This is a genomic window from Pseudomonas sp. CHM02, from assembly GCF_000612585.1.
Taxonomy (GTDB): domain Bacteria; phylum Pseudomonadota; class Gammaproteobacteria; order Pseudomonadales; family Pseudomonadaceae; genus Aquipseudomonas.
This window is the reverse complement of the sequence record NZ_JFCA01000001.1, coordinates 212190-231809: the sequence shown is the minus strand read 5'-3', so window position 1 is coordinate 231809 and position 19620 is coordinate 212190. Positions and strand designations below refer to the sequence as shown.

Below are 19620 nucleotides of genomic sequence, written 5' to 3'. Positions count from 1 at the left end.
GCTCACGCCTACACGGACAGCGCGGCTATTGTTGCAAATTTAAGTTAAATAAACCGCCGTGCTTGCCGATACCCCTTGAAAGCCTTGCGGATTGAACAATCATGCGTAATAACCAACCCGTTACCCAGCGCGAACGTACCTTCCCCGCTCAGCAACGGTTGATCTCCACCACAGATGCCAAAGGCGTGATCACCTACTGCAACGACGCCTTCGTCGAAATCAGTGGGTTCTCCCGCGACGAACTGGTGCGTGCGCCGCACAACCTGGTGCGTCACCCGGATGTTCCGGCGGCGGTCTTCGCGCACATGTGGTCCACGCTCAAACAAGGCTTGCCATGGATGGGCATTGTCAAGAATCGCTGCAAGAGCGGTGATCACTACTGGGTCAACGCCTATGTGACGCCGGTCTTCGAAGGCAACCAGGTGGTCGGCTACGAATCGGTGCGCATCAAGCCCACCTCCGAGCAGATCCGCCGTGCCGAAGCGCTCTACCAACGCATCAACCAGGGCAAGTCGGCGATCCCCCAGCGCGACAAGTGGCTGCCGGTGCTGCAGGACTGGCTGCCGTTTATCCTGGTCAGCCAGTTGAGCTTCATGATCGGTGCGTCACTCAACTCCCACTGGGGCTTTGCCCTGGCGGCGGGGTTGTCGGTGCCACTCGGCCTGCTGGGCCTGAGCTGGCAACAGCGCGGTCTCAAGCGCCTGCTGCGCCTGGCCGAGCAGACTACCTCCGACCCGTTGATCGCGCAGATGTACACCGACAGCCGTGGTGCCCAGGCGCGTCTGGAGATGTCGATCCTCAGCCAGGAAGCCCGCCTGAAAACCTGCCTCACGCGCTTGCAGGATACGGCCGAACACCTCAACGACCAGGCTGCGCAGTCCAATACCCTGGCGCATAACAGCTCCAGCGGCCTGGAACGCCAGCGCGTGGAAACCGAGCAGGTGGCCACCGCCGTCAACCAGATGGCCGCGACGACTCAGGAAGTGGCCAGCCACGTGCAGCGCACTGCCGACGCCACCCAGGAGGCCAACCGCCTGACCGGCCGGGGCCGTGATATCGCCGGGGAAACTCGCGAAGCGATCCAGCGTCTCTCGGTGGCCGTGGGCGAGACCGGCGTGACCGTCACCCAACTGGCCAAGGACAGCGATGAAATCGGCGGCGTGGTCGACGTGATCAAAGGCATTGCCGACCAGACCAACCTGCTGGCGCTCAACGCCGCCATCGAAGCGGCGCGTGCCGGTGAGATGGGCCGTGGTTTTGCGGTCGTCGCCGACGAAGTCCGTCAACTGGCGCAACGCACCGCTGAATCGACCGGGCAAATCCATGCCCTGATCGCCAAGCTGCAGCAGACCGCCGCCGCCGCCGTGCAAACCATGGACGCCGGGCATCGCCAGGCCGAAGAAGGCGTGGCGCGGGTGATGGAGGCGGACCAGGCGTTGGTGGGCATCAGCGAAGCGGTGGCGCATATCACCGACATGACCACCCAGATCGCCGCCGCGACCGAAGAGCAAAGCTCGGTAGCCGAAGAGATCAGCCGTAATATCAGCACCATTGCGCTGTTGGCGGACCAGACCTCGGAACAGGCGTTGAACTCGGCGCAGCTGAGCGAAGAACTGACGCATACGGCGAATACCCAGTATTCGCTGGTAGAGCGCTTTAACCGTTAAACCGCTATCGCCGGCAAGCCGGCTCCTACACGGTTTACACAACCCCTGTAGGAGCCGGCTTGCCGGCGATAGGTCCCTAACAGGCGCCGAGAAACCTGGCCACCTGCCCCGCTGCCGCCTCCAGATGCTGCTCATGACTGAACCCCGATGCCTTCAACGGCTTCAAGTCATGATCCCCCGCCACCAGCCACATCACCTCGATGCTCGGCGATAACACATACCCCTCCACCGTCGCCCGATTGCCCAGGGCATCGCGCTCGCCCTGCACAATCAAGGTCGGCGTCGTCAACCCGGCCAGATGCTCGACCCGTGGCTTTTCCGGTTTGCCCACCGCATAGAACGGATACCCCAGGCACACCAGCCCATCGGCACCCAACTCATCCGCCAGCAAACTGGCCATGCGCCCGCCCATGGACTTGCCGCCAATCGCTAGTTTCCCAGCGACATGACGTCGCACCTCGGCATACACCTCGCGCCAGGCTTCCAGCAGTTTGGGTGCCGGGTTCGGCGGGCGTTTACCGCCGTCCAGCCGGCGCTGGACCATGTATGGAAACTCGAAGCGCAACACGTTCACGCCATGCCCCGCAAGGCGTGCAGCCATGTCGTTCATGAAGGATGAGTCCATCGGTGCGCCGGCACCGTGGGCCAGGATCAGCGTCACCGGCGCGCCCGTCGCAGCAGCCGACGCGGCCTCCCACAACCAGCCCCGTTCCCGCACACACTGCGCCCATTGATCCCCGTCAATACTGGCCTTGTGCTCTTTGCCCATGCTTGCCTCGCTTTTTAGTCTGCCTATAACTCCAGCCCAAGTGCCGCATCAGCTTGGGTTGAACCGTGGATGGGGAACCATGAACACTACATTAAGTACCGCCTATAACTACAAGGTGGTCCGCCAATTCGCCATTATGACGGTGGTGTGGGGCATCGTCGGCATGGGGCTCGGGGTTTTTCTCGCTGCCCAATTGGTATGGCCTGCGCTCAACTTCGACCTGCCCTGGACCAGCTTCGGCCGCCTGCGCCCGTTGCACACCAACGCGGTGATCTTCGCCTTCGGTGGCTGCGCGCTGTTCGCCAGCTCCTTCTACTCGGTGCAACGCACCTGCCAGACACAGCTGTTCGCGCCGAAAATCGCCGCGTTCTGCTTCTGGGGCTGGCAGTTGGTCATCCTGTTGGCCGCGATCACCTTGCCGCTGGGCTACACCAGCTCCAAGGAATACGCCGAGCTGGAATGGCCGATCGACATCCTGATCACCATCGTCTGGGTGGCCTACGCCATCGTGTTCTTCGGCACGGTGATGAAGCGCAACACCAAGCACATCTACGTCGGCAACTGGTTCTTCGGTGCGTTCATCATCACCGTGGCCATCCTGCATATCGTCAACAACCTGGAAATCCCGGTCAGCCTGACCAAGTCCTACTCCCTCTACGGCGGTGCGACGGATGCCATGGTGCAGTGGTGGTATGGGCATAACGCGGTAGGCTTTTTCCTCACCGCCGGCTTCCTCGGGATGATGTACTACTTCGTGCCCAAGCAGGCCGAGCGCCCGGTGTATTCCTATCGCTTGTCCATCGTGCACTTCTGGGCCCTGATCACCCTGTACATCTGGGCAGGTCCCCACCACTTGCACTACACCGCGCTGCCGGACTGGGCACAGTCCCTGGGCATGGTGATGTCGCTGGTGCTGCTGGCACCAAGCTGGGGCGGCATGATCAACGGCATGATGACCCTGTCGGGCGCCTGGCATAAGCTGCGCAGCGACCCGATCCTGCGCTTCCTGGTCGTCTCCCTGGCCTTCTACGGCATGTCGACGTTCGAAGGCCCGATGATGGCGATCAAGACCGTCAACGCCCTCTCCCACTACACCGACTGGACCATCGGCCACGTTCACGCCGGCGCCCTCGGTTGGGTGGCGATGATCTCCATCGGCGCGCTGTACCACATGATCCCGAAAGTCTTCGGCCGCGAGCAGATGTACAGCCTCGGCCTGATCAACGCGCACTTCTGGCTGGCCACCATCGGCACCGTGCTCTACATCGCCTCGATGTGGGTCAACGGCATCGCTCAGGGCCTGATGTGGCGTGCGGTCAACGAAGACGGCACCTTGACCTACTCCTTCGTCGAAACCCTGGTGGCCAGCCACCCAGGCTTCATCGTGCGGCTGGTAGGCGGTGCGGTGTTCCTCAGCGGCATGTTCCTGATGGCTTACAACACGTGGCGCACCGTGCGTTCGGCGCAGCCAGTCGAAGCCGCCACCACTGCGCAGCTGGCCTGAGGAGTCCGAGATGAAACACGAAACGATTGAAAAGAACGTCGGCCTGTTGATGCTGCTGATGGTGCTCGCCGTGAGTATCGGCGGCCTGACCCAGATCGTCCCGCTGTTCTTCCAGGACGTGACCAACAAGCCGGTGGAAGGCATGAAGCCCTACACCGCGCTGCAACTGGAAGGTCGTGACATCTACATCCGCGAAGGCTGCGTACAGTGCCACTCGCAGATGATCCGCCCGTTCCGCGCCGAGACCGAGCGCTACGGCCACTACTCGGTCGCCGGCGAGAGCGTGTGGGACCACCCGTTCCTGTGGGGTTCCAAGCGCACCGGCCCGGACTTGGCGCGCGTCGGCGCCCGCTACTCGGACGACTGGCACCGCGCGCACTTGTACAACCCGCGCAACGTGGTGCCCGAGTCGAAAATGCCGGCCTACCCGTGGCTGGTCACCGCCGCGGTCGACAGCAGCCACACCGAGACCAAATTGAAAGTGATGCGCACCCTCGGCGTGCCCTACACCGACGACGACATCAGTGGCGCCGTGGCCAGCCTCAAGGGCAAGACCGAGATGGACGCGCTGGTGTCGTACCTGCAAGTGCTCGGCACTGCCATCAAGAGCAAGAGGTGAGCCATGGGATTTGAATTCGATGCGGGCACCCTCCGCGGCCTTGGCACGCTGGTGGTCGCCATCGCCTTTATCGGCCTGTCGCTGTGGGTGTTCAACAACCGGCGCAATGCGGAATTCGAGCAGGCGCGCCTGCTGCCCTTCGCCGATGAACCTTCTCCATCCGACGCTCAAGAAGAGCCTGCAATAAGGAGCACTCGGCCATGACCCTGTTCTGGAGTACATGGATCTGCGTACTGACCCTCGGCAGCCTGATCGGCTTGACCTGGCTGTTGATCGGCACCCGCAAGGGCGAGACCAAGGGCAGCGTCGACCAGACCATGGGCCACGCCTTCGACGGTATCGAGGAATACGACAACCCGCTGCCCCAGTGGTGGTTCATGCTGTTCGCCGGCACCCTGGTGTTTGCGGTCGGCTACCTGATCCTCTACCCGGGCCTGGGCAACTGGAAAGGCGTGTTGCCGGGCTATGAAGACGGCTGGACGCAGGCCAAGGAATGGGACAAGGAAATGGCCAAGGCCGACGCCAGGTTCGGGCCGATCTTCGCCAAATTCTCGGCCATGCCCGTGGAAGAAGTCGCCAAAGACCCGCAAGCGCTGAAAATGGGCGGTCGCCTGTTTGCCTCCAACTGCGCGGTGTGCCATGGCTCGGACGCCAAGGGCGCGTTTGGTTTCCCGAACCTGGCGGACAATATCTGGCGCTGGGGCGGTTCGGCCGAGGCGATCAAGACCACCATCCTCAACGGTCGACATGCGGCGATGCCGGCCTGGGGTGACATGCTCGGCGACGAAGGCGTGAAAAACGTCGCTGCCTATGTGCGTCACGACCTGGCCAAGCTGCCGTTGCCGGCTGACAGCACTGCCGACCTGGCGGCTGGGCAAACTGCGTTCAACACCACCTGTGTCGCCTGCCACGGTCCGCAAGGCCACGGCATGGAAGCCATGGGCGCGCCCGACCTGACCAAGCCGGCCGGCTATATCTACGGCACCAGCCTCGCGCAGTTGCAGCAGACCATCCGCCACGGCCGCCAGGGCCAGATGCCCGCACAGGAAGTGCTGCAAGGCAACGACAAGGTGCACTTGCTGGCCGCCTATGTGTACAGCCTGTCCCACAACGCTGATGGCGCAACGCCAGAAAGCCCCGCTCAGTAACCCTTTACTGCCGCTACCGATCAGGAGCGGCAGTCGCTTTTTCTGTAGGAGCGAGCTTGCTCGCGAAGAACCTGAGGGCGAAGCGTTTATCCAGAATCAACGCGGCGCTCTTGAGTTCTTCGCGAGCAAGCTCGCTCCTACAGTGATCCTATGTCGTTTTCACTTACGCGACTAAGTGTCGCACTCTTCCAAAGCACAACTTTCCCCTCCTCACTTTCGGGTCTACGCTTGTTCCCACAGCGGACCAATCCTGGCGTACGCAACGACATTCGTTGCGACCCCAAAATTTTCCTGTCCACTCGATCAGCTTTCTATTTCTGATTTTGTCCCTACGCGAAACATGGAAAGGGCGCAGAATCTGGCGTGGAACGCATTGATACAGGTCAGCCATTGCGTTGCAATGGCCCCTCGCTTTCTACATACTTGCGGCCGATTTTACCTATAAAAAAACCTAAACCGTGGAACCTTAGAATGAGCACAGCAATCAGTCCGACTGCTTATAACTATAAGGTAGTCCGCCAGTTCGCCATCATGACGGTGGTCTGGGGGATCCTTGGCATGGGGCTCGGGGTGTTCATCGCCTCGCAACTGGTTTGGCCGGAATTGAATTTCGGTTTGCCATGGACGACCTTTGGCCGCCTGCGCCCGCTGCACACCAACCTGGTGATCTTCGCCTTCGGTGGCTGTGCATTGTTTGCCACCTCCTACTATGTCGTGCAGCGAACCTGCCAGACGCGACTGATCTCCGACAGCCTCGCGGCCTTCACCTTCTGGGGCTGGCAAGCGGTCATCGTGAGCGCCATCGTCACCCTGCCACTGGGGTACACCACCACCAAGGAATACGCCGAGCTGGAATGGCCGATCGCCATTTTGCTCGCCATCGTGTGGGTGACCTATGCCGTGGTGTTCTTCGGCACCATCGTCAAGCGCAAGACCAAGCACATCTACGTGGGCAACTGGTTCTACGGCGCCTTTATCCTGGTGACGGCGATGCTGCACATCGTCAACCACGCCTCGTTGCCGGTCAGCCTGTTCAAGTCTTACTCGGCCTACGCCGGGGCCACGGACGCGATGATCCAGTGGTGGTACGGCCACAACGCCGTGGGTTTCTTCCTGACCACCGGTTTCCTGGGGATGATGTACTACTTCGTGCCGAAACAGGCCGAACGTCCTATTTATTCGTATCGCCTGTCCATCGTGCACTTCTGGGCGCTGATCACCCTGTACATCTGGGCCGGCCCGCACCACTTGCACTACACCGCGTTGCCGGACTGGGCGCAGTCCCTGGGCATGGCCATGTCGATCATCCTGCTGGCCCCGAGCTGGGGTGGCATGATCAACGGCATGATGACCCTGTCGGGCGCCTGGCATAAATTGCGCACCGACCCGATCCTGCGCTTCCTCGTGGTGTCCCTGGCGTTCTACGGCATGTCGACCTTCGAAGGGCCGATGATGGCGATCAAGACCGTCAACTCGCTGTCCCACTACACCGACTGGACCATCGGCCACGTTCACGCCGGCGCGCTCGGCTGGGTGGCGATGATCTCCATCGGCGCGATCTACCACATGATCCCCAGACTGTTCGGCCGCGTGCAGATGCACAGCGTCGGGCTGATCAACACCCACTTCTGGCTGGCCACCATCGGTACCGTGCTCTACATCGCCTCGATGTGGGTCAACGGCATCACCCAGGGCCTGATGTGGCGTGCGATCAACGATGACGGCACCCTCACCTACTCCTTCGTCGAAGCGCTGCAAGCCAGCCACCCGGGCTACATCGTCCGCGCACTGGGCGGTGCGTTCTTTGCCGCCGGCATGCTGTTCATGGCCTACAACGTCTGGCGCACCGTGCGTGCCTCCGACCCTGCAGAAGCCGAAGCCGCCGCCAAGATCGCCGTTGTGGGAGCTCACTGATGAAGCATGAAGTAGTCGAGAAGAATATCGGCCTGCTGGCCTTCTTCATGGTCATCGCCGTGAGTATCGGCGGCCTGACCCAGATCGTCCCGCTGTTTTTCCAGGACGTCACCAACAAGCCGGTCGAAGGCATGAAGCCGCGCACCGCCCTTGAACTGGAAGGCCGCGACGTCTACATCGCCAACGGTTGTGTCGGCTGCCACTCGCAGATGATTCGCCCGTTCCGCGCCGAAACCGAACGCTACGGCCACTACTCGGTCGCCGGTGAAAGCGTGTGGGACCACCCGTTCCTGTGGGGTTCCAAGCGTACCGGCCCGGACCTGGCGCGTGTCGGCGGGCGTTACTCCGATGACTGGCAGCGTGCGCACTTGTACAACCCGCGCAACGTGGTGCCTGAATCGAAAATGCCGGCGTACCCGTTCCTCGTGGAAAACAAGCTCGACGGCAAGGACACCGCGAAGAAGATGGAAGTCTTGCGCACCCTGGGTGTGCCCTACACCGACGAAGACATCGCCGGTGCAGCCGCAGCCGTGAAGGGCAAGACCGAAATGGACGCACTGGTGGCCTACCTGCAAGGCCTGGGCACCCTCATCAAAAGCAAACGGTGACCTGCATGGATATCGGGATGATTCGAGGCCTGGGCACCGTTGTGGTGATGGTGGCCTTTATCGGCCTGGCGCTGTGGGTGTTCAGCCCCAAGCGCAAGTCGGAGTTTGACGACGCGACCATGCTGCCCTTTGCGGATGATCCCGAAGCCATCAAGCACGTCGAGCAAGCGTCTAGGAGTAACAAAGAATGACTACGTTCTGGAGTCTGTACGTCACAGTCCTCAGTCTGGGTACCATCTTCGCCCTGACCTGGCTGCTGCTGTCGACCCGCAAGGGCCAGCGCGCCGAGCAAACCGACGAGACCGTCGGCCACTCCTTCGACGGCATCGAGGAGTACGACAACCCGCTGCCCAAGTGGTGGTTCATGCTGTTCGTCGGCACCATCATCTTCGCCCTCGGCTACCTGGCGCTGTACCCTGGCCTGGGCAACTGGAAAGGCCTGCTGCCTGGCTACGCCTACCTCGACAACGACAAGCAAACGCCCTTCGCCAACGGCCAGACCGGTTGGACCGGCGTACACGAATGGGAAAAGGAAATGGCCAAGTCGGACGCCAAGTTCGGGCCGATCTTCGCCAAATTCGCGTCGATGCCAATTGAAGACGTAGCCAAGGACCCGCAAGCCCTGAAGATGGGGGGCCGTCTGTTCGCCTCCAACTGCTCGGTGTGCCACGGTTCCGACGCCAAGGGCGCGTACGGCTTCCCCAACCTGACCGATGCCGATTGGCGCTGGGGGGGCGAGCCAGCCACCATCAAGGAAACCATCATGAAGGGTCGCCATGCGGTGATGCCGGCCTGGCTGGATATCCTCAAGGAGCAAGGCGTCAGCGATGTGGCTGCGTTCGTGGTCACCAACCTCGACGGCCGCAAGCTGCCCGAAGGCGTGAAAGCCGATGTGGCCAACGGCGAGAAACTCTTCGCCGCCAACTGCGTGGCCTGCCACGGCCCGGCCGGCAAAGGCACCCCCGCCATGGGCGCACCCGACCTGACTCATCCGGGCGCCTTCATCTACGGTTCAAGCTTCGCCCAACTGCAGCAGACCATCCGTTGGGGTCGTCAGGGCCAGATGCCTGCGCAGGAACAACTGCAAGGCAATGACAAGGTGCACTTGCTCGCGGCGTATGTTTACAGCTTGTCCCATGGGGATAAGAAGGCTGAAGAGCAGTAAGCCCCCAAGGCATCAAAGCCCCGCGCAGCGAAAGCTGGCGGGGCTTTGTTCTTTCTGGCTCTCGGGGTTATGTAAGTAGGAACCCACTACCACTTGTAGCCTCATACTTGCGGTTTGCGACAGCCAAGTAGTAACGTAACTACATCCAGCCTGACGAAGGGGGAGTACCCCATGACCATCACGACTATTTCCAGCCGCGAATTCAACCAAGACACAAGTGGTGCCAAAAAAGCCGCCCGCCAGGGGCCTGTTTTTATCACCGATCGCGGCAAGCCCGCCCATGTACTGCTAAGCATTGAGGACTACCAGAAACTGACAGGGCTCAATGCCAACATCGTTGATCTGCTAGTGATGCCAGAAGCGGCCGATATCGACTTCGAAACCGAACGCGCCGTGATCACTCATCGACCTGTGGACCTCTCTTGATGTACCTACTCGACACCAACGTTATTTCTGAACTTCGCAAACCCCACGCCGACGCAAAGGTGGTCGCATGGGCAAAAAGTGTCATCGCTCCACGCATGTTCATCTCTGCCATAACGCTTAAGGAACTGGAGACCGGAGTCTTGCGCATTGAGCGGCGGGACCCGGCGCAGGGGAAGGTGTTGCGTACCTGGCTCAAACGCCATGTGATGCCCGCTTTCGATACCCGAATCCTGCCGGTTGACGCTGCCGTCGCACTGCGTTGTGCACATCTGCATGTGCCTGACCGGGCCAACGAAAGTGATGCACTGATTGCCGCTACCGCTCTGGTTCATGGGCTGACCGTGGTCACGCGCAGCATCAGCGATTTCAAATCCAGCGGCGTTCCACTGATCAATCCATGGGACGAATGACCTGCTTACTCACCAAAACCGTCCATACTTCCCAAGTCAATTGATCCAGATCACGTACACCATCAATTGATTTCCCCCAACGCGACCAAAGGTCGCACCCTTTGTGCGCCACCGGGGGCGTATCATTAGGCCACTGCAACACCCTTAATTTGACCCCGGTTGGCACGTACTGGCCGAGGCAAATCTCCACCGCCGTGGGATGCAATGATGAGCAACCAGATACCGGTACATGACGTTACCCCGCCTGCCAAACACTCAAACGGTCCTGACAGTAAAACTGTCGATCTCTACGCGTCACGAGAGAAAATCTACACCCGCGCCTTCACCGGCCTGTTCCGCAATCTGCGCATGCTCGGTGGTGCCGGTCTGTTCCTGCTCTACTTCGGCACGGTATGGCTGAACTGGGGTGGCCACCAGGCCGTGTGGTGGAACCTGCCGGAGCGTAAGTTCTTTATTTTTGGCGCGACGTTCTGGCCCCAGGACTTCATCCTGCTCTCGGGCATTCTTATCGTTGCGGCGTTTGGCCTGTTCTTCATCACCGTGTACGCCGGCCGCGTGTGGTGCGGGTACACCTGCCCGCAAAGCGTGTGGACGTGGATCTTCATGTGGTGCGAAAAGGTCACCGAAGGCGACCGCAACCAACGCATCAAGCTCGATAAAGCGCCGATGGGCGCCAACAAATTCCTGCGTAAATTCAGCAAGCACACGCTGTGGCTGCTGATCGGCTTCGTCACCGGCATGACCTTTGTCGGCTACTTCTCGCCGATCCGCGAACTGGTGTTCGATTTCTTCACCGGCCAGGCCGATGGCTGGTCGTATTTCTGGGTCGGCTTCTTCACCCTTGCCACCTATGGCAACGCCGGCTGGCTGCGCGAACAAGTGTGCATCTACATGTGCCCGTACGCGCGCTTCCAGAGCGTGATGTTCGACAAGGACACTCTGATCGTCTCCTACGACCCACGCCGTGGCGAGGTGCGTGGCCCGCGCAAAAAAGGCATCGACTACAAGGCCCAGGGCCTGGGCGATTGCATCGACTGCACGATGTGCGTGCAGGTGTGCCCCACCGGTATCGACATCCGCGATGGCCTGCAGATCGAGTGCATCGGCTGCGCCGCCTGTATCGACGCCTGTGACAACATCATGGACAAGATGGAGTACCCGCGCGGCCTGATCAACTACACCACCGAGCACAACCTGTCGGGGCAGAAAACCCACACGCTGCGTCCGCGCCTGATTGGCTACGCCCTGGTGCTGCTGGCGATGATCAGCCTGCTGGCCGGTGCGTTCTTCATGCGCTCGCTGGTCGGTTTCGACGTGAGCAAGGACCGTGTGCTGTACCGCGAGAACGCCGAAGGCCGGATCGAAAACGTCTACAGCCTGAAAATCATGAACAAGGACCAGCGTGATCACACCTACGTGCTCGACGCTGCCGGCCTGCCCGACCTCAAGCTGCAAGGCCGCCGCGAAATCAAAGTGGCGGCCGGTGATATCGTCAGCATGCCGGTGGAGCTGTCGAGTGCGCCGGAACAATTGCCGTCGAGCACCAACGAGGTGAAATTCATCCTCACCGATGCCGATGACGCCAGCGTCCACATTGAAGCCAAGAGCCGATTCATCGGCCCGCAAGTTCGTTAATCAAGAGAGCCGAACAATGTCCGCAGCGACTGCCGCAAGCCCCTGGTACAAGCACCTCTGGCCCTGGATCATCATTGGGATCCTGGCCTGCTCGGTGACGTTGACCCTGTCCATGGTCACCATCGCGGTGAACAACCCGGACAACCTGGTCAATGACAACTACTACGAGGCAGGCAAAGGCATCAACCGCTCCCTGGACCGCGAACTGCTGGCCCAGACCCTGCAACTGCGCGCCAAGGTGCACCTCGATGAGCTGACAGGTGAAGTCGAAGTGAACCTCACCGGCAACAGCAACCCGACCACCCTGGAATTGAACCTGATTTCCCCGACCCAGCCGCAGAAGGATCGCAAGATCAACCTGGCCCGCAGCGACAGCGAGCCCGGCCGCTACATCGGCCAGGTCACCGACAAGGTCGAAGGCCGGCGCTTCGTCGAATTGCTCGGCGTGGAAGGCGATCGCACCTGGCGTATGTTCGAGGAAGAACAGGTCAGCCACGACAAGGACTTGCTGCTGGGTGATGAACCGTTGCAGGGTGCCGAAGACCTGAAAAGATAAGCCTGCGCTTCGCGCATCGCCGGCAAGCCGGCTCCTACAAGGGACCGCGTTAGGCCTGTATGAGCCGGCTTGCCGGCGATGAGGCCTTCCCAGCCGACTAAGATTCATACCCATGACCAGCCCAATCCCCTGCTACCACTGCGCCCTGCCTGTTCCGCCGGGCAGCCGCTTCACCGCAGTGATCCTCGGTGAACACCGCGAACTCTGCTGCCCGGGCTGCCAGGCCGTGGCCGAAGCGATTGTGGCCGGCGGGCTGGAAAGCTATTACCTGCATCGCAGCGAAGCTTCGGCCAACCCCGAGACGCTGCCGGTGCAACTGGTGGACGAGTTGGCGCTGTATGACCGCGCCGACGTGCAAAAGCCCTTTGTGCGTCACGAAGGCGAACTGGCCGAGGCTACCCTGTTGATGGAAGGCATCAGTTGTGCCGCCTGCGGCTGGCTGATCGAAAAACACCTGCGCAGCCTGCCCGCCGTGGCCGAGGCGCGGCTGAACCTGTCCAACCATCGCCTGCAGGTACGCTGGGCAGATGGGCAACTGCCGCTGAGCCAGTTGCTCAGCGAGCTGCGCCATATCGGTTACGCCGCCCATCCTTATCAGGCCGACCGCGCTGCCGAGCAACTGGCCGGTGAAAATCGCCTGGCCTTGCGCCAATTGGGCGTGGCCGGGCTGCTGTGGTTCCAGGCGATGATGGCAACCATGGCCACCTGGCCGGAATTCAATATCGACCTGAGCCCGGAGCTGCATGTGATTCTGCGCTGGGTGGCGATGTTTCTCACCACACCCATTGTGTTCTACAGCTGCGCACCGTTTTTCAAGGGTGCCATGCGCGACTTGCGCACCCGCCATCTGACCATGGATGTCTCGGTTTCACTGGCCATCGGCGGCGCGTACCTGGCGGGCATCTGGACCGCGATCACCGGCGTGGGCGAGCTGTACTTCGATGCGGTCGGCATGTTTGCGCTGTTCCTGCTGGCCGGTCGCTACCTTGAGCGCCGCGCTCGCGAGCGCACGGCTGCCGCCACCGCGCAGTTGGTGAACCTGCTGCCCGCCTCATGCCTGCGCCTCAAGGCCGATGGCCAGAGTGAACGTATCCTGCTCCCGGAACTGGCGCTGGGCGATCGCGTTCTGGTGCATCCGGGCGCCGTGCTGCCAGCGGACGGTGTGATCCTCGAGGGCCAATCGAGCATCGATGAATCGCTGCTCACCGGCGAATACCTGCCGCAACCGCGCCAGACCGGCGACGCCGTCACGGCGGGCACGCTGAATGTCGAGGGCGCCTTGACCGTCGAAGTGCGCGCCTTGGGCCATGACACACGGTTGTCCGCCATCGTGCGCCTGCTCGAACGGGCCCAGGCCGAGAAACCGCGCCTGGCGCAAATCGCCGACCGCGCCGCGCAGTGGTTCCTGTTGTGCTCGCTGATCGCCGCGGCTCTGATCGGCTTGCTGTGGTGGGAGCTGGACGCGTCGCGGGCGTTCTGGATTGTGCTGGCGATGCTGGTGGCGACCTGCCCGTGTGCGTTGTCCCTCGCCACCCCCACCGCCCTCACGGCCGCCACCGGCACCTTGCACACACTCGGGCTGCTGTTGACCCGTGGTCATGTGCTGGAAGGGCTGAACCAGATCGATACGGTGATCTTCGACAAGACCGGCACCCTCACCGAAGGACGCCTGGCGTTGAGAGCCATCCGCCCCTTGGGCCGCTTGAGCACTGACCTGTGCCTGAGTCTCGCCGCAGCCCTGGAAAGCCGCTCCGAACACCCGATTGCCCGCGCCTTCGGGCGTGCGCCATTGGCCGCCGATGAAGTCATCAGTTCGCCAGGGCTTGGCCTTGAAGGGCGTGTCGGCGAGCGCGTATTGCGCATTGGCCAACCCGGTTTTGTCTGTGAACTCAGTGGCTGCCCGATTCCTGCCGCGCCGCAAATGTCGGGCCAATGGCTGCTGCTCGGCGACCGCGAGGGCGCCCTGGCCTGGTTCGTGCTCGACGACCGCCTGCGCAGCGACGCCCCTGCCTTGCTGGCCGCGTGCAAGGCGCGGGGCTGGCGTACGCTGTTGCTGTCCGGGGACAGCTCGCCGATGGTCGCCAGTGTCGCCGCTGAGCTGGGGATCGATGAAGCCCACGGCGGCCTGCTTCCCGATGACAAGCTGCAAGTGCTGCAACGACTGCACAAGGAAGGCCGCAAGGTGCTGATGCTCGGCGACGGGGTCAACGATGTGCCGGTGCTTGCCGCCGCCGACATCAGCGTGGCCATGGGCACGGCCACCGACCTGGCCAAGACCAGCGCCGATGCGGTGCTGCTGTCCAACCGCCTGGACGCCCTGGTACAAGCCTTTACCCTGGCGCGGCGCACCCGCCGGGTGATCATTGAAAACCTGCTGTGGGCCGGGCTGTACAATGGCCTTATGCTGCCGTTTGCCGCCCTGGGCTGGATCACCCCCATCTGGGCCGCGATCGGCATGTCCCTCAGTTCCTTGACCGTGGTGCTCAATGCCCTGCGCCTGACTCGCCTGCCGAGCGCGCCGGCCGCGCGAGCCCCCACAATAACCCGCCCGCTGCCGGTGTGAGCCGCGCGGGCATGGAGTGCAGATGCCAGCTTTATACGTGATGATTCCGGCGGCGCTGCTCTTGGTGGGCGTGGCCATCTACATCTTCTTCTGGGCCGTGGACAGCGGCCAGTACGACGACCTCGACGGCCCGGCGCACAGCGTACTGTTCGACGACCAGGACCCGAACCATTTGGCCGGCGTCGAAGAGGCCAACCACCCCGACCAACCGCCTAAAGACCCGCCCCATGCTTGAGCTGGTGCCGCTGTTGATCTCCGCGCTGATCCTCGGCCTGCTGGGCGGCGGCCATTGCCTGGGCATGTGCGGCGGGCTGATGGGCGCGCTGACCCTGGCGATCCCCAAGGAACAGCGCGGCCGCCGGTTTCAACTGCTGCTGGCCTACAACCTGGGGCGCATCCTCAGCTATGCCGCTGCCGGCGTGTTGATCGGCCTGGCCGGCTGGGCGGTGGCGAACAGCCCGGCCGCCATGTTCATGCGGGTACTGGCCGGGTTGTTGTTGATCAGCATGGGCTTGTACCTGGCCGGCTGGTGGAGCGGCCTCACCCGTATCGAGAGCCTCGGACGCGGCCTGTGGCGCTACATACAGCCCGTCGCCAACCGTTTGCTCCCCGTGTCCAGCCTACCGCGCGCGTTGCTGTTGGGCGCGCTGTGGGGCTGGTTGCCGTGCGGGTTGGTCTACAGCACGCTGCTATGGGCGGCAAGCCAGGGCAATGCGCTGGACAGCGGGTTGCTGATGCTAGCGTTCGGGCTGGGCACTTGGCCGGTGCTGTTGGCTACAGGCCTGGCGGCTGAGCGGGTGACGGCGCTGTTGCGCAAACGCAGTGTGCGGATGGCCGGCGGCTTGCTGGTGATCCTGTTTGGAATATGGACGTTGCCCGGTCCGCACCAGCACTGGCTAATGGGCCACTAGCGCCCTGCCTCGTGAGTACGATCCTTTCTGACGAGTGGCTGTTGTTGTCAGGCAAGGCGCCGCGACGACTCATAGCTGGCTATGGGGAGGAGCGGCAACGCAGCATGACGGCAACAGACGCCGCCAGAAAGGATCAGTACTTACGAGGCAGGGCGCTCGGCGCCATGTGGCATAGCGCCGCTCCCCGTTGATGCAAATCAAGATGCCACCTGCGACGCGCCCCTAGACTCGGCCCACTAGCCTATCCGGGGGAACGCCCGCATGCTCGACGCCATTCGTTGGGACGCCAATCTGATTCACCGCTACGACCTCGCGGGACCGCGCTACACGTCCTACCCCACGGCCGTACAATTCGACAGCCAGGTCGGCACCTTCGACCTGCTCCACGCCCTGCGCGACAGCCGCAAGGCCGTGCGCCCCTTGTCGCTGTATGTGCATGTGCCGTTCTGCGCGAACATCTGCTACTACTGCGCCTGCAACAAGGTCATCACCAAGGACCGTGGCCGCGCCCAGGCCTACCTGCAGCGCCTGGAGCAGGAAATCCAGATGGTGGCGTGCCACCTCGACCCGAAACAACCAGTGGAACAACTGCACTTCGGCGGCGGCACCCCGACCTTTCTCAGCCACGACGAACTGCGCCAGGTCATGAGTTGCCTGCGCCAGCACTTCAATCTGCTGGATGACGACTCGGGCGACTACGGCATCGAAATCGACCCTCGCGAGGCCGACTGGGCCACCATGGGCCTGCTGCGTGAGCTGGGTTTCAACCGCGTGAGCATCGGCCTGCAGGACCTCGACCCCGAGGTGCAACGGGCGGTCAATCGCCTGCAAAGCCTGGAAGAAACCCGCGCGGTGATCGATGCGGCACGCACCCTGCAATTTCGCTCGATCAATATCGACCTGATCTACGGCCTGCCCAAGCAAACGCCAATCAATTTTGCGCGCACCGTGGAAGAAGTCATCAGGCTGCAACCCGACCGTCTGTCGGTGTTCAACTACGCCCACCTGCCGGAACGCTTCATGCCCCAGCGGCGCATCAGCACCGACGACCTGCCCTCCTCGGCGTCAAAGCTCCTGATGCTGCAAACCACCATCGAGCAACTGACCCAGGCCGGCTACCGCTACATCGGCATGGACCACTTCGCCCTGCCGGACGACGAGTTGGCCATCGCCCAGGAAGAAGGCACCCTGCAACGCAACTTCCAGGGCTACACCACCCATGGCCATTGCGACTTGATCGGGCTCGGGGTGTCGGCCATCAGCCAGATCGGCGACCTGTACTGCCAGAACAGCAGCGACCTCAACGGCTACCAGAACACCCTGGCCGGCGCGCAACTGGCCACCAGCCGTGGCCTGGTCTGCACCACGGACGACCGATTGCGGCGGGAGGTGATTCAGCAGTTGATCTGCAATTTCAGCCTGGCATTCGAGGCGATCGAGCAGGCCTTCAATATTGATTTTCGCGGGTACTTCGACGACATCTGGCCACAACTCGAGGCCATGGCCGAGGATGGCCTGATCGAACTCGACGCCCAGGGCATTCGTGTATTGCCAGCCGGGCGCTTGCTGGTGCGCTCGGTGTGCATGGTGTTCGATGCCTACCTGGAGCGCCAGAACAGGCAGCGATTCTCCAGGGTCATCTAGTCGCACGCATTACTTGGCCATCAGGCTCATGACTTCAATCTGGGCCTCTGGCGGTTCGTCCTTCATGGCTTTGGTCAGTTGAGTCTGGGCGGTTGCCAGTGCGCCCTGCAAGGACGTGACCTCGCTCTGCAAGCTGGTGAGTCTGGCCTGGCGCGCCTCAGGCGTCATTGAGGTGTCAGCCATGGCCGCCGAGAGTTCGGCCATCTTGTCCTGGAGCTGCTTTTTAAGCTCACGGATCATTTTCAACAACTGCTTGATGTTGTCTTTCAGGTTGCTGTCGTCGATGTCTTTATTGGAGTCGTTCTTGACAGCCTGGAAGCCGGCACTGGAAATCGTCACCGCCACGCCCTCGACCGGCTTGGCGTCAGCCTGTGGAGCCAATAGGTTGCTGGTGTCGTCTCCCACCGCGTCCTTTTTCGGCTCCGGCACGGTAGGAATATGAACACTTGAGGGGTTAACACCACCGATGGAAAGCATGATACGAGCCCTGGATTATTGAGATACATGCCTGTATCGACCTCGATACAAAAAGCTTTATACCGCTGGCGGTTTTTTGTACACGCTGGCCTCAGCGCCCCCCAGTGCGTTACCCTTACGTCTTATGTGTGTTTTCCCACAAGGATTTAAGAAATGTCCGAGCCAGTTAAACTGCGCGCTCACAGCCAGGCTCATTGCAAGGATTGCAGCCTGGCCCCCCTCTGCTTGCCACTTTCGTTGAATTTGGAAGACATGGATGCGCTGGACGAGATCGTTAAACGCGGTCGCCCGCTGAAAAAAGGCGAGTTTCTGTTTCGCCAGGGTGACAAGTTCGATTCCGTTTATGCAGTACGTTCGGGCGCGTTGAAGACGTTCAGCCTGAGCGACGGCGGCGAAGAGCAGATCACCGGTTTCCACCTGCCCAGCGAACTGGTCGGCTTGTCGGGCATGGACACCGAGATTCACCCGGTGTCGGCCCAGGCTCTGGAGACCACGTCGGTGTGCGAAATTCCCTTCGAGCGCCTGGACGAACTGGCCCTGCAATTGCCGCAACTGCGCCGCCAGTTGATGCGCGTGATGAGCCGCGAGATTCGTGACGACCAGCAAATGATGTTGCTGTTGTCGAAGAAGACTGCCGACGAGCGCATCGCCACCTTCCTGGTCAACCTGTCGGCGCGGTTCCGTGCCCGTGGCTTCTCGGCCAACCAGTTCCGGCTGAGCATGTCGCGCAATGAAATCGGCAACTACCTGGGCCTGGCGGTGGAAACCGTGTCCCGCGTGTTTACCCGCTTCCAGCAGAATGCGCTGCTTGCCGCCGAAGGCAAGGAAGTGCATATCCTCGACCCGATCCAGCTGTGCGCGCTGGCGGGTGGTTCGCTCGAAGGTTAAGAGAAGGGTTGATCCAGACACCTGCGGCCGCGCCAATCGGCGAGGCCGCAGGTATACTTCGAGTCCGTTTACAGCCCCAGGACTCTTCGACGATGACCTTCGATTCGTTCGACATCAAATCCCTGATCCGCCCCGTCATCGACTTCCCCAAGCCTGGGGTGATCTTCCGTGACATCACGCCCCTGTTCCAGTCGCCCCGCGCCCTGCGCCTGGTGGCAGACAGCTTTGCCCAGCGTTATGTCGAAGCCGATTTCACCCATATCGGCGCGATGGATGCGCGGGGTTTCCTGATCGGCTCGATCATCGCCTACCAACTGAACAAGCCGCTGATCCTGTTCCGCAAGCAGGGCAAGCTGCCCGCAGACGTGCTGGCCGAGGGTTACCAGACCGAGTACGGCGAAGCGTTCCTGGAAGTGCACGCCGACAGCCTGTGCGAGGGCGACTCGGTATTGATGTTCGATGATTTGATCGCCACGGGCGGCACCCTGATCGCGGCGGCGAACCTGGTAAGGCGCATGGGGGCGAAGATCTTCGAAGCGGCGGCGATCATCGACCTGCCGGAACTGGGTGGGTCGCAACGCCTGGAAGACATGGGGATTCCGACGTTTTGTTTGACGCAGTTTGCGTTGACTGAACAGTAACGGTTGCCTGGGCGGGCCTCATCGCGGGCAAGCCCGGCTCCCACATTTGACTGGGCTCACACATTAATATCTGTA

Annotated in this window: 21 protein-coding genes; 19 read left to right on the top strand and 2 right to left on the bottom strand. The window is 61.8% G+C overall.

The genetic code is table 11. From position 1 onward, the window contains the following. The first annotated feature begins 101 nt into the window (after window positions 1-101). On the top strand, window positions 102-1667 hold the full coding sequence (locus BM70_RS0101070; protein WP_025854280.1) for a PAS domain-containing methyl-accepting chemotaxis protein: 1566 nt from the start codon (window positions 102-104) through the stop codon (window positions 1665-1667). A 76-nt stretch (window positions 1668-1743) separates the two neighbouring features. On the opposite strand, the gene BM70_RS0101065 is transcribed toward BM70_RS0101070, so the two are convergent. Beyond that, the gene (locus BM70_RS0101065; RefSeq protein WP_025854279.1) at window positions 1744-2436 is read right to left on the bottom strand and encodes an alpha/beta family hydrolase; all 693 of its coding nucleotides are present in this window, start codon (window positions 2434-2436) and stop codon (window positions 1744-1746) included. 79 nt (window positions 2437-2515) lie between these two features. Here BM70_RS0101065 and ccoN (BM70_RS0101060) point away from each other — a divergent pair, with 79 nt between their 5' ends. The 16 genes from ccoN (BM70_RS0101060) to hemN all read left to right on the top strand — a co-directional run bounded on the left by ccoN (BM70_RS0101060) (window position 2516) and on the right by hemN (window position 17539). Then, complete coding sequence (gene ccoN, locus BM70_RS0101060) at window positions 2516-3940, top strand: cytochrome-c oxidase, cbb3-type subunit I (RefSeq protein WP_025854278.1); 1425 nt, start codon at window positions 2516-2518, stop codon at window positions 3938-3940. 10 nt (window positions 3941-3950) lie between these two features. Next, the gene (ccoO, locus tag BM70_RS0101055) at window positions 3951-4559 is read left to right on the top strand and encodes a cytochrome-c oxidase, cbb3-type subunit II (protein WP_017735321.1); all 609 of its coding nucleotides are present in this window, start codon (window positions 3951-3953) and stop codon (window positions 4557-4559) included. A gap of 3 nt (window positions 4560-4562) precedes the next feature. Beyond that, window positions 4563-4763 (top strand): cbb3-type cytochrome c oxidase subunit 3, encoded by a 201-nt coding sequence (locus BM70_RS0101050; RefSeq protein ID WP_025854277.1) that lies wholly within the window; start codon window positions 4563-4565, stop codon window positions 4761-4763. Then, complete coding sequence (gene ccoP / locus BM70_RS0101045; RefSeq protein WP_025854276.1) at window positions 4760-5707, top strand: cytochrome-c oxidase, cbb3-type subunit III; 948 nt, start codon at window positions 4760-4762, stop codon at window positions 5705-5707. Before BM70_RS0101050 ends, ccoP (BM70_RS0101045) begins: the two co-directional genes overlap by 4 nt. A gap of 471 nt (window positions 5708-6178) precedes the next feature. Beyond that, a complete protein-coding gene (ccoN, locus tag BM70_RS0101040; RefSeq protein WP_025854275.1) occupies window positions 6179-7621 on the top strand; it encodes a cytochrome-c oxidase, cbb3-type subunit I in 1443 nt (480 codons plus the stop codon). After that, a complete protein-coding gene (gene ccoO / locus BM70_RS0101035) occupies window positions 7621-8229 on the top strand; it encodes a cytochrome-c oxidase, cbb3-type subunit II (protein WP_025854274.1) in 609 nt (202 codons plus the stop codon). Before ccoN (BM70_RS0101040) ends, ccoO (BM70_RS0101035) begins: the two co-directional genes overlap by 1 nt. A gap of 5 nt (window positions 8230-8234) precedes the next feature. Then, window positions 8235-8420: a CcoQ/FixQ family Cbb3-type cytochrome c oxidase assembly chaperone gene (locus BM70_RS0101030; protein WP_016775513.1), complete on the top strand. Its 186-nt coding sequence runs from the start codon at window positions 8235-8237 to the stop codon at window positions 8418-8420. Then, window positions 8417-9394, top strand: a complete 978-nt coding sequence (ccoP, locus tag BM70_RS0101025) for a cytochrome-c oxidase, cbb3-type subunit III (protein ID WP_025854273.1) — start codon at window positions 8417-8419, stop codon at window positions 9392-9394. Before BM70_RS0101030 ends, ccoP (BM70_RS0101025) begins: the two co-directional genes overlap by 4 nt. A 171-nt stretch (window positions 9395-9565) precedes the next feature. Continuing rightward, window positions 9566-9820, top strand: a complete 255-nt coding sequence (locus tag BM70_RS0101020) for a type II toxin-antitoxin system Phd/YefM family antitoxin (RefSeq protein ID WP_025854272.1) — start codon at window positions 9566-9568, stop codon at window positions 9818-9820. Beyond that, window positions 9820-10230 (top strand): type II toxin-antitoxin system VapC family toxin, encoded by a 411-nt coding sequence (locus BM70_RS0101015; RefSeq protein WP_025854271.1) that lies wholly within the window; start codon window positions 9820-9822, stop codon window positions 10228-10230. Before BM70_RS0101020 ends, BM70_RS0101015 begins: the two co-directional genes overlap by 1 nt. A 207-nt stretch (window positions 10231-10437) precedes the next feature. Beyond that, complete coding sequence (gene ccoG / locus BM70_RS0101010) at window positions 10438-11865, top strand: cytochrome c oxidase accessory protein CcoG (RefSeq protein WP_025854270.1); 1428 nt, start codon at window positions 10438-10440, stop codon at window positions 11863-11865. 16 nt (window positions 11866-11881) lie between these two features. Continuing rightward, window positions 11882-12421, top strand: coding sequence for a FixH family protein (locus BM70_RS0101005; protein WP_025854269.1), 540 nt, complete (start codon window positions 11882-11884; stop codon window positions 12419-12421). Window positions 12422-12533: 112 nt separating this feature from the next. Continuing rightward, window positions 12534-14984, top strand: coding sequence for a heavy metal translocating P-type ATPase (locus BM70_RS0101000; protein WP_025854268.1), 2451 nt, complete (start codon window positions 12534-12536; stop codon window positions 14982-14984). 22 nt (window positions 14985-15006) lie between these two features. Then, the gene (gene ccoS, locus BM70_RS0100995) at window positions 15007-15219 is read left to right on the top strand and encodes a cbb3-type cytochrome oxidase assembly protein CcoS (protein WP_025854267.1); all 213 of its coding nucleotides are present in this window, start codon (window positions 15007-15009) and stop codon (window positions 15217-15219) included. Continuing rightward, window positions 15212-15895 (top strand): sulfite exporter TauE/SafE family protein, encoded by a 684-nt coding sequence (locus BM70_RS0100990; RefSeq protein ID WP_025854266.1) that lies wholly within the window; start codon window positions 15212-15214, stop codon window positions 15893-15895. Before ccoS ends, BM70_RS0100990 begins: the two co-directional genes overlap by 8 nt. Before the next feature lie 261 nt (window positions 15896-16156). Beyond that, a complete protein-coding gene (gene hemN, locus BM70_RS0100985) occupies window positions 16157-17539 on the top strand; it encodes an oxygen-independent coproporphyrinogen III oxidase (protein WP_025854265.1) in 1383 nt (460 codons plus the stop codon). Between the two features lie 9 nt (window positions 17540-17548). Here the strand turns inward: hemN and BM70_RS0100980 are convergent, their stop codons facing one another. Further along, window positions 17549-18016: a hypothetical protein gene (locus BM70_RS0100980; RefSeq protein WP_025854264.1), complete on the bottom strand. Its 468-nt coding sequence runs from the start codon at window positions 18014-18016 to the stop codon at window positions 17549-17551. A gap of 153 nt (window positions 18017-18169) precedes the next feature. Between BM70_RS0100980 and fnr the strand changes: the two genes are divergently transcribed. Beyond that, window positions 18170-18904, top strand: a complete 735-nt coding sequence (gene fnr, locus BM70_RS0100975; RefSeq protein WP_015885309.1) for a fumarate/nitrate reduction transcriptional regulator Fnr — start codon at window positions 18170-18172, stop codon at window positions 18902-18904. 92 nt (window positions 18905-18996) lie between these two features. Further along, on the top strand, window positions 18997-19545 hold the full coding sequence (locus BM70_RS0100970) for an adenine phosphoribosyltransferase (RefSeq protein ID WP_025854263.1): 549 nt from the start codon (window positions 18997-18999) through the stop codon (window positions 19543-19545). Window positions 19546-19620 lie beyond the last annotated feature (75 nt).

What these genes read in the sequence shown, in the direction of transcription:
- BM70_RS0100980 (WP_025854264.1), bottom strand. Translation starts at nt 18,016, where the DNA reads ATGCTTTCCATCGGTGGTGTTAACCCCTCAAGTGTTCATATTCCTACC.
- ccoG (WP_025854270.1), top strand. Translation starts at nt 10,438, where the DNA reads ATGAGCAACCAGATACCGGTACATGACGTTACCCCGCCTGCCAAACAC.
- ccoO (WP_025854274.1), top strand. Translation starts at nt 7,621, where the DNA reads ATGAAGCATGAAGTAGTCGAGAAGAATATCGGCCTGCTGGCCTTCTTC.
- ccoP (WP_025854276.1), top strand. Translation starts at nt 4,760, where the DNA reads ATGACCCTGTTCTGGAGTACATGGATCTGCGTACTGACCCTCGGCAGC.
- ccoS (WP_025854267.1), top strand. Translation starts at nt 15,007, where the DNA reads ATGCCAGCTTTATACGTGATGATTCCGGCGGCGCTGCTCTTGGTGGGC.
- BM70_RS0101005 (WP_025854269.1), top strand. Translation starts at nt 11,882, where the DNA reads ATGTCCGCAGCGACTGCCGCAAGCCCCTGGTACAAGCACCTCTGGCCC.
- BM70_RS0101050 (WP_025854277.1), top strand. Translation starts at nt 4,563, where the DNA reads ATGGGATTTGAATTCGATGCGGGCACCCTCCGCGGCCTTGGCACGCTG.
- BM70_RS0100990 (WP_025854266.1), top strand. Translation starts at nt 15,212, where the DNA reads ATGCTTGAGCTGGTGCCGCTGTTGATCTCCGCGCTGATCCTCGGCCTG.
- BM70_RS0101015 (WP_025854271.1), top strand. Translation starts at nt 9,820, where the DNA reads ATGTACCTACTCGACACCAACGTTATTTCTGAACTTCGCAAACCCCAC.
- BM70_RS0101030 (WP_016775513.1), top strand. Translation starts at nt 8,235, where the DNA reads ATGGATATCGGGATGATTCGAGGCCTGGGCACCGTTGTGGTGATGGTG.
- ccoO (WP_017735321.1), top strand. Translation starts at nt 3,951, where the DNA reads ATGAAACACGAAACGATTGAAAAGAACGTCGGCCTGTTGATGCTGCTG.
- BM70_RS0101065 (WP_025854279.1), bottom strand. Translation starts at nt 2,436, where the DNA reads ATGGGCAAAGAGCACAAGGCCAGTATTGACGGGGATCAATGGGCGCAG.
- ccoN (WP_025854278.1), top strand. Translation starts at nt 2,516, where the DNA reads ATGAACACTACATTAAGTACCGCCTATAACTACAAGGTGGTCCGCCAA.
- BM70_RS0100970 (WP_025854263.1), top strand. Translation starts at nt 18,997, where the DNA reads ATGACCTTCGATTCGTTCGACATCAAATCCCTGATCCGCCCCGTCATC.
- ccoN (WP_025854275.1), top strand. Translation starts at nt 6,179, where the DNA reads ATGAGCACAGCAATCAGTCCGACTGCTTATAACTATAAGGTAGTCCGC.
- BM70_RS0101020 (WP_025854272.1), top strand. Translation starts at nt 9,566, where the DNA reads ATGACCATCACGACTATTTCCAGCCGCGAATTCAACCAAGACACAAGT.
- BM70_RS0101000 (WP_025854268.1), top strand. Translation starts at nt 12,534, where the DNA reads ATGACCAGCCCAATCCCCTGCTACCACTGCGCCCTGCCTGTTCCGCCG.
- BM70_RS0101070 (WP_025854280.1), top strand. Translation starts at nt 102, where the DNA reads ATGCGTAATAACCAACCCGTTACCCAGCGCGAACGTACCTTCCCCGCT.
- ccoP (WP_025854273.1), top strand. Translation starts at nt 8,417, where the DNA reads ATGACTACGTTCTGGAGTCTGTACGTCACAGTCCTCAGTCTGGGTACC.
- fnr (WP_015885309.1), top strand. Translation starts at nt 18,170, where the DNA reads ATGTCCGAGCCAGTTAAACTGCGCGCTCACAGCCAGGCTCATTGCAAG.
- hemN (WP_025854265.1), top strand. Translation starts at nt 16,157, where the DNA reads ATGCTCGACGCCATTCGTTGGGACGCCAATCTGATTCACCGCTACGAC.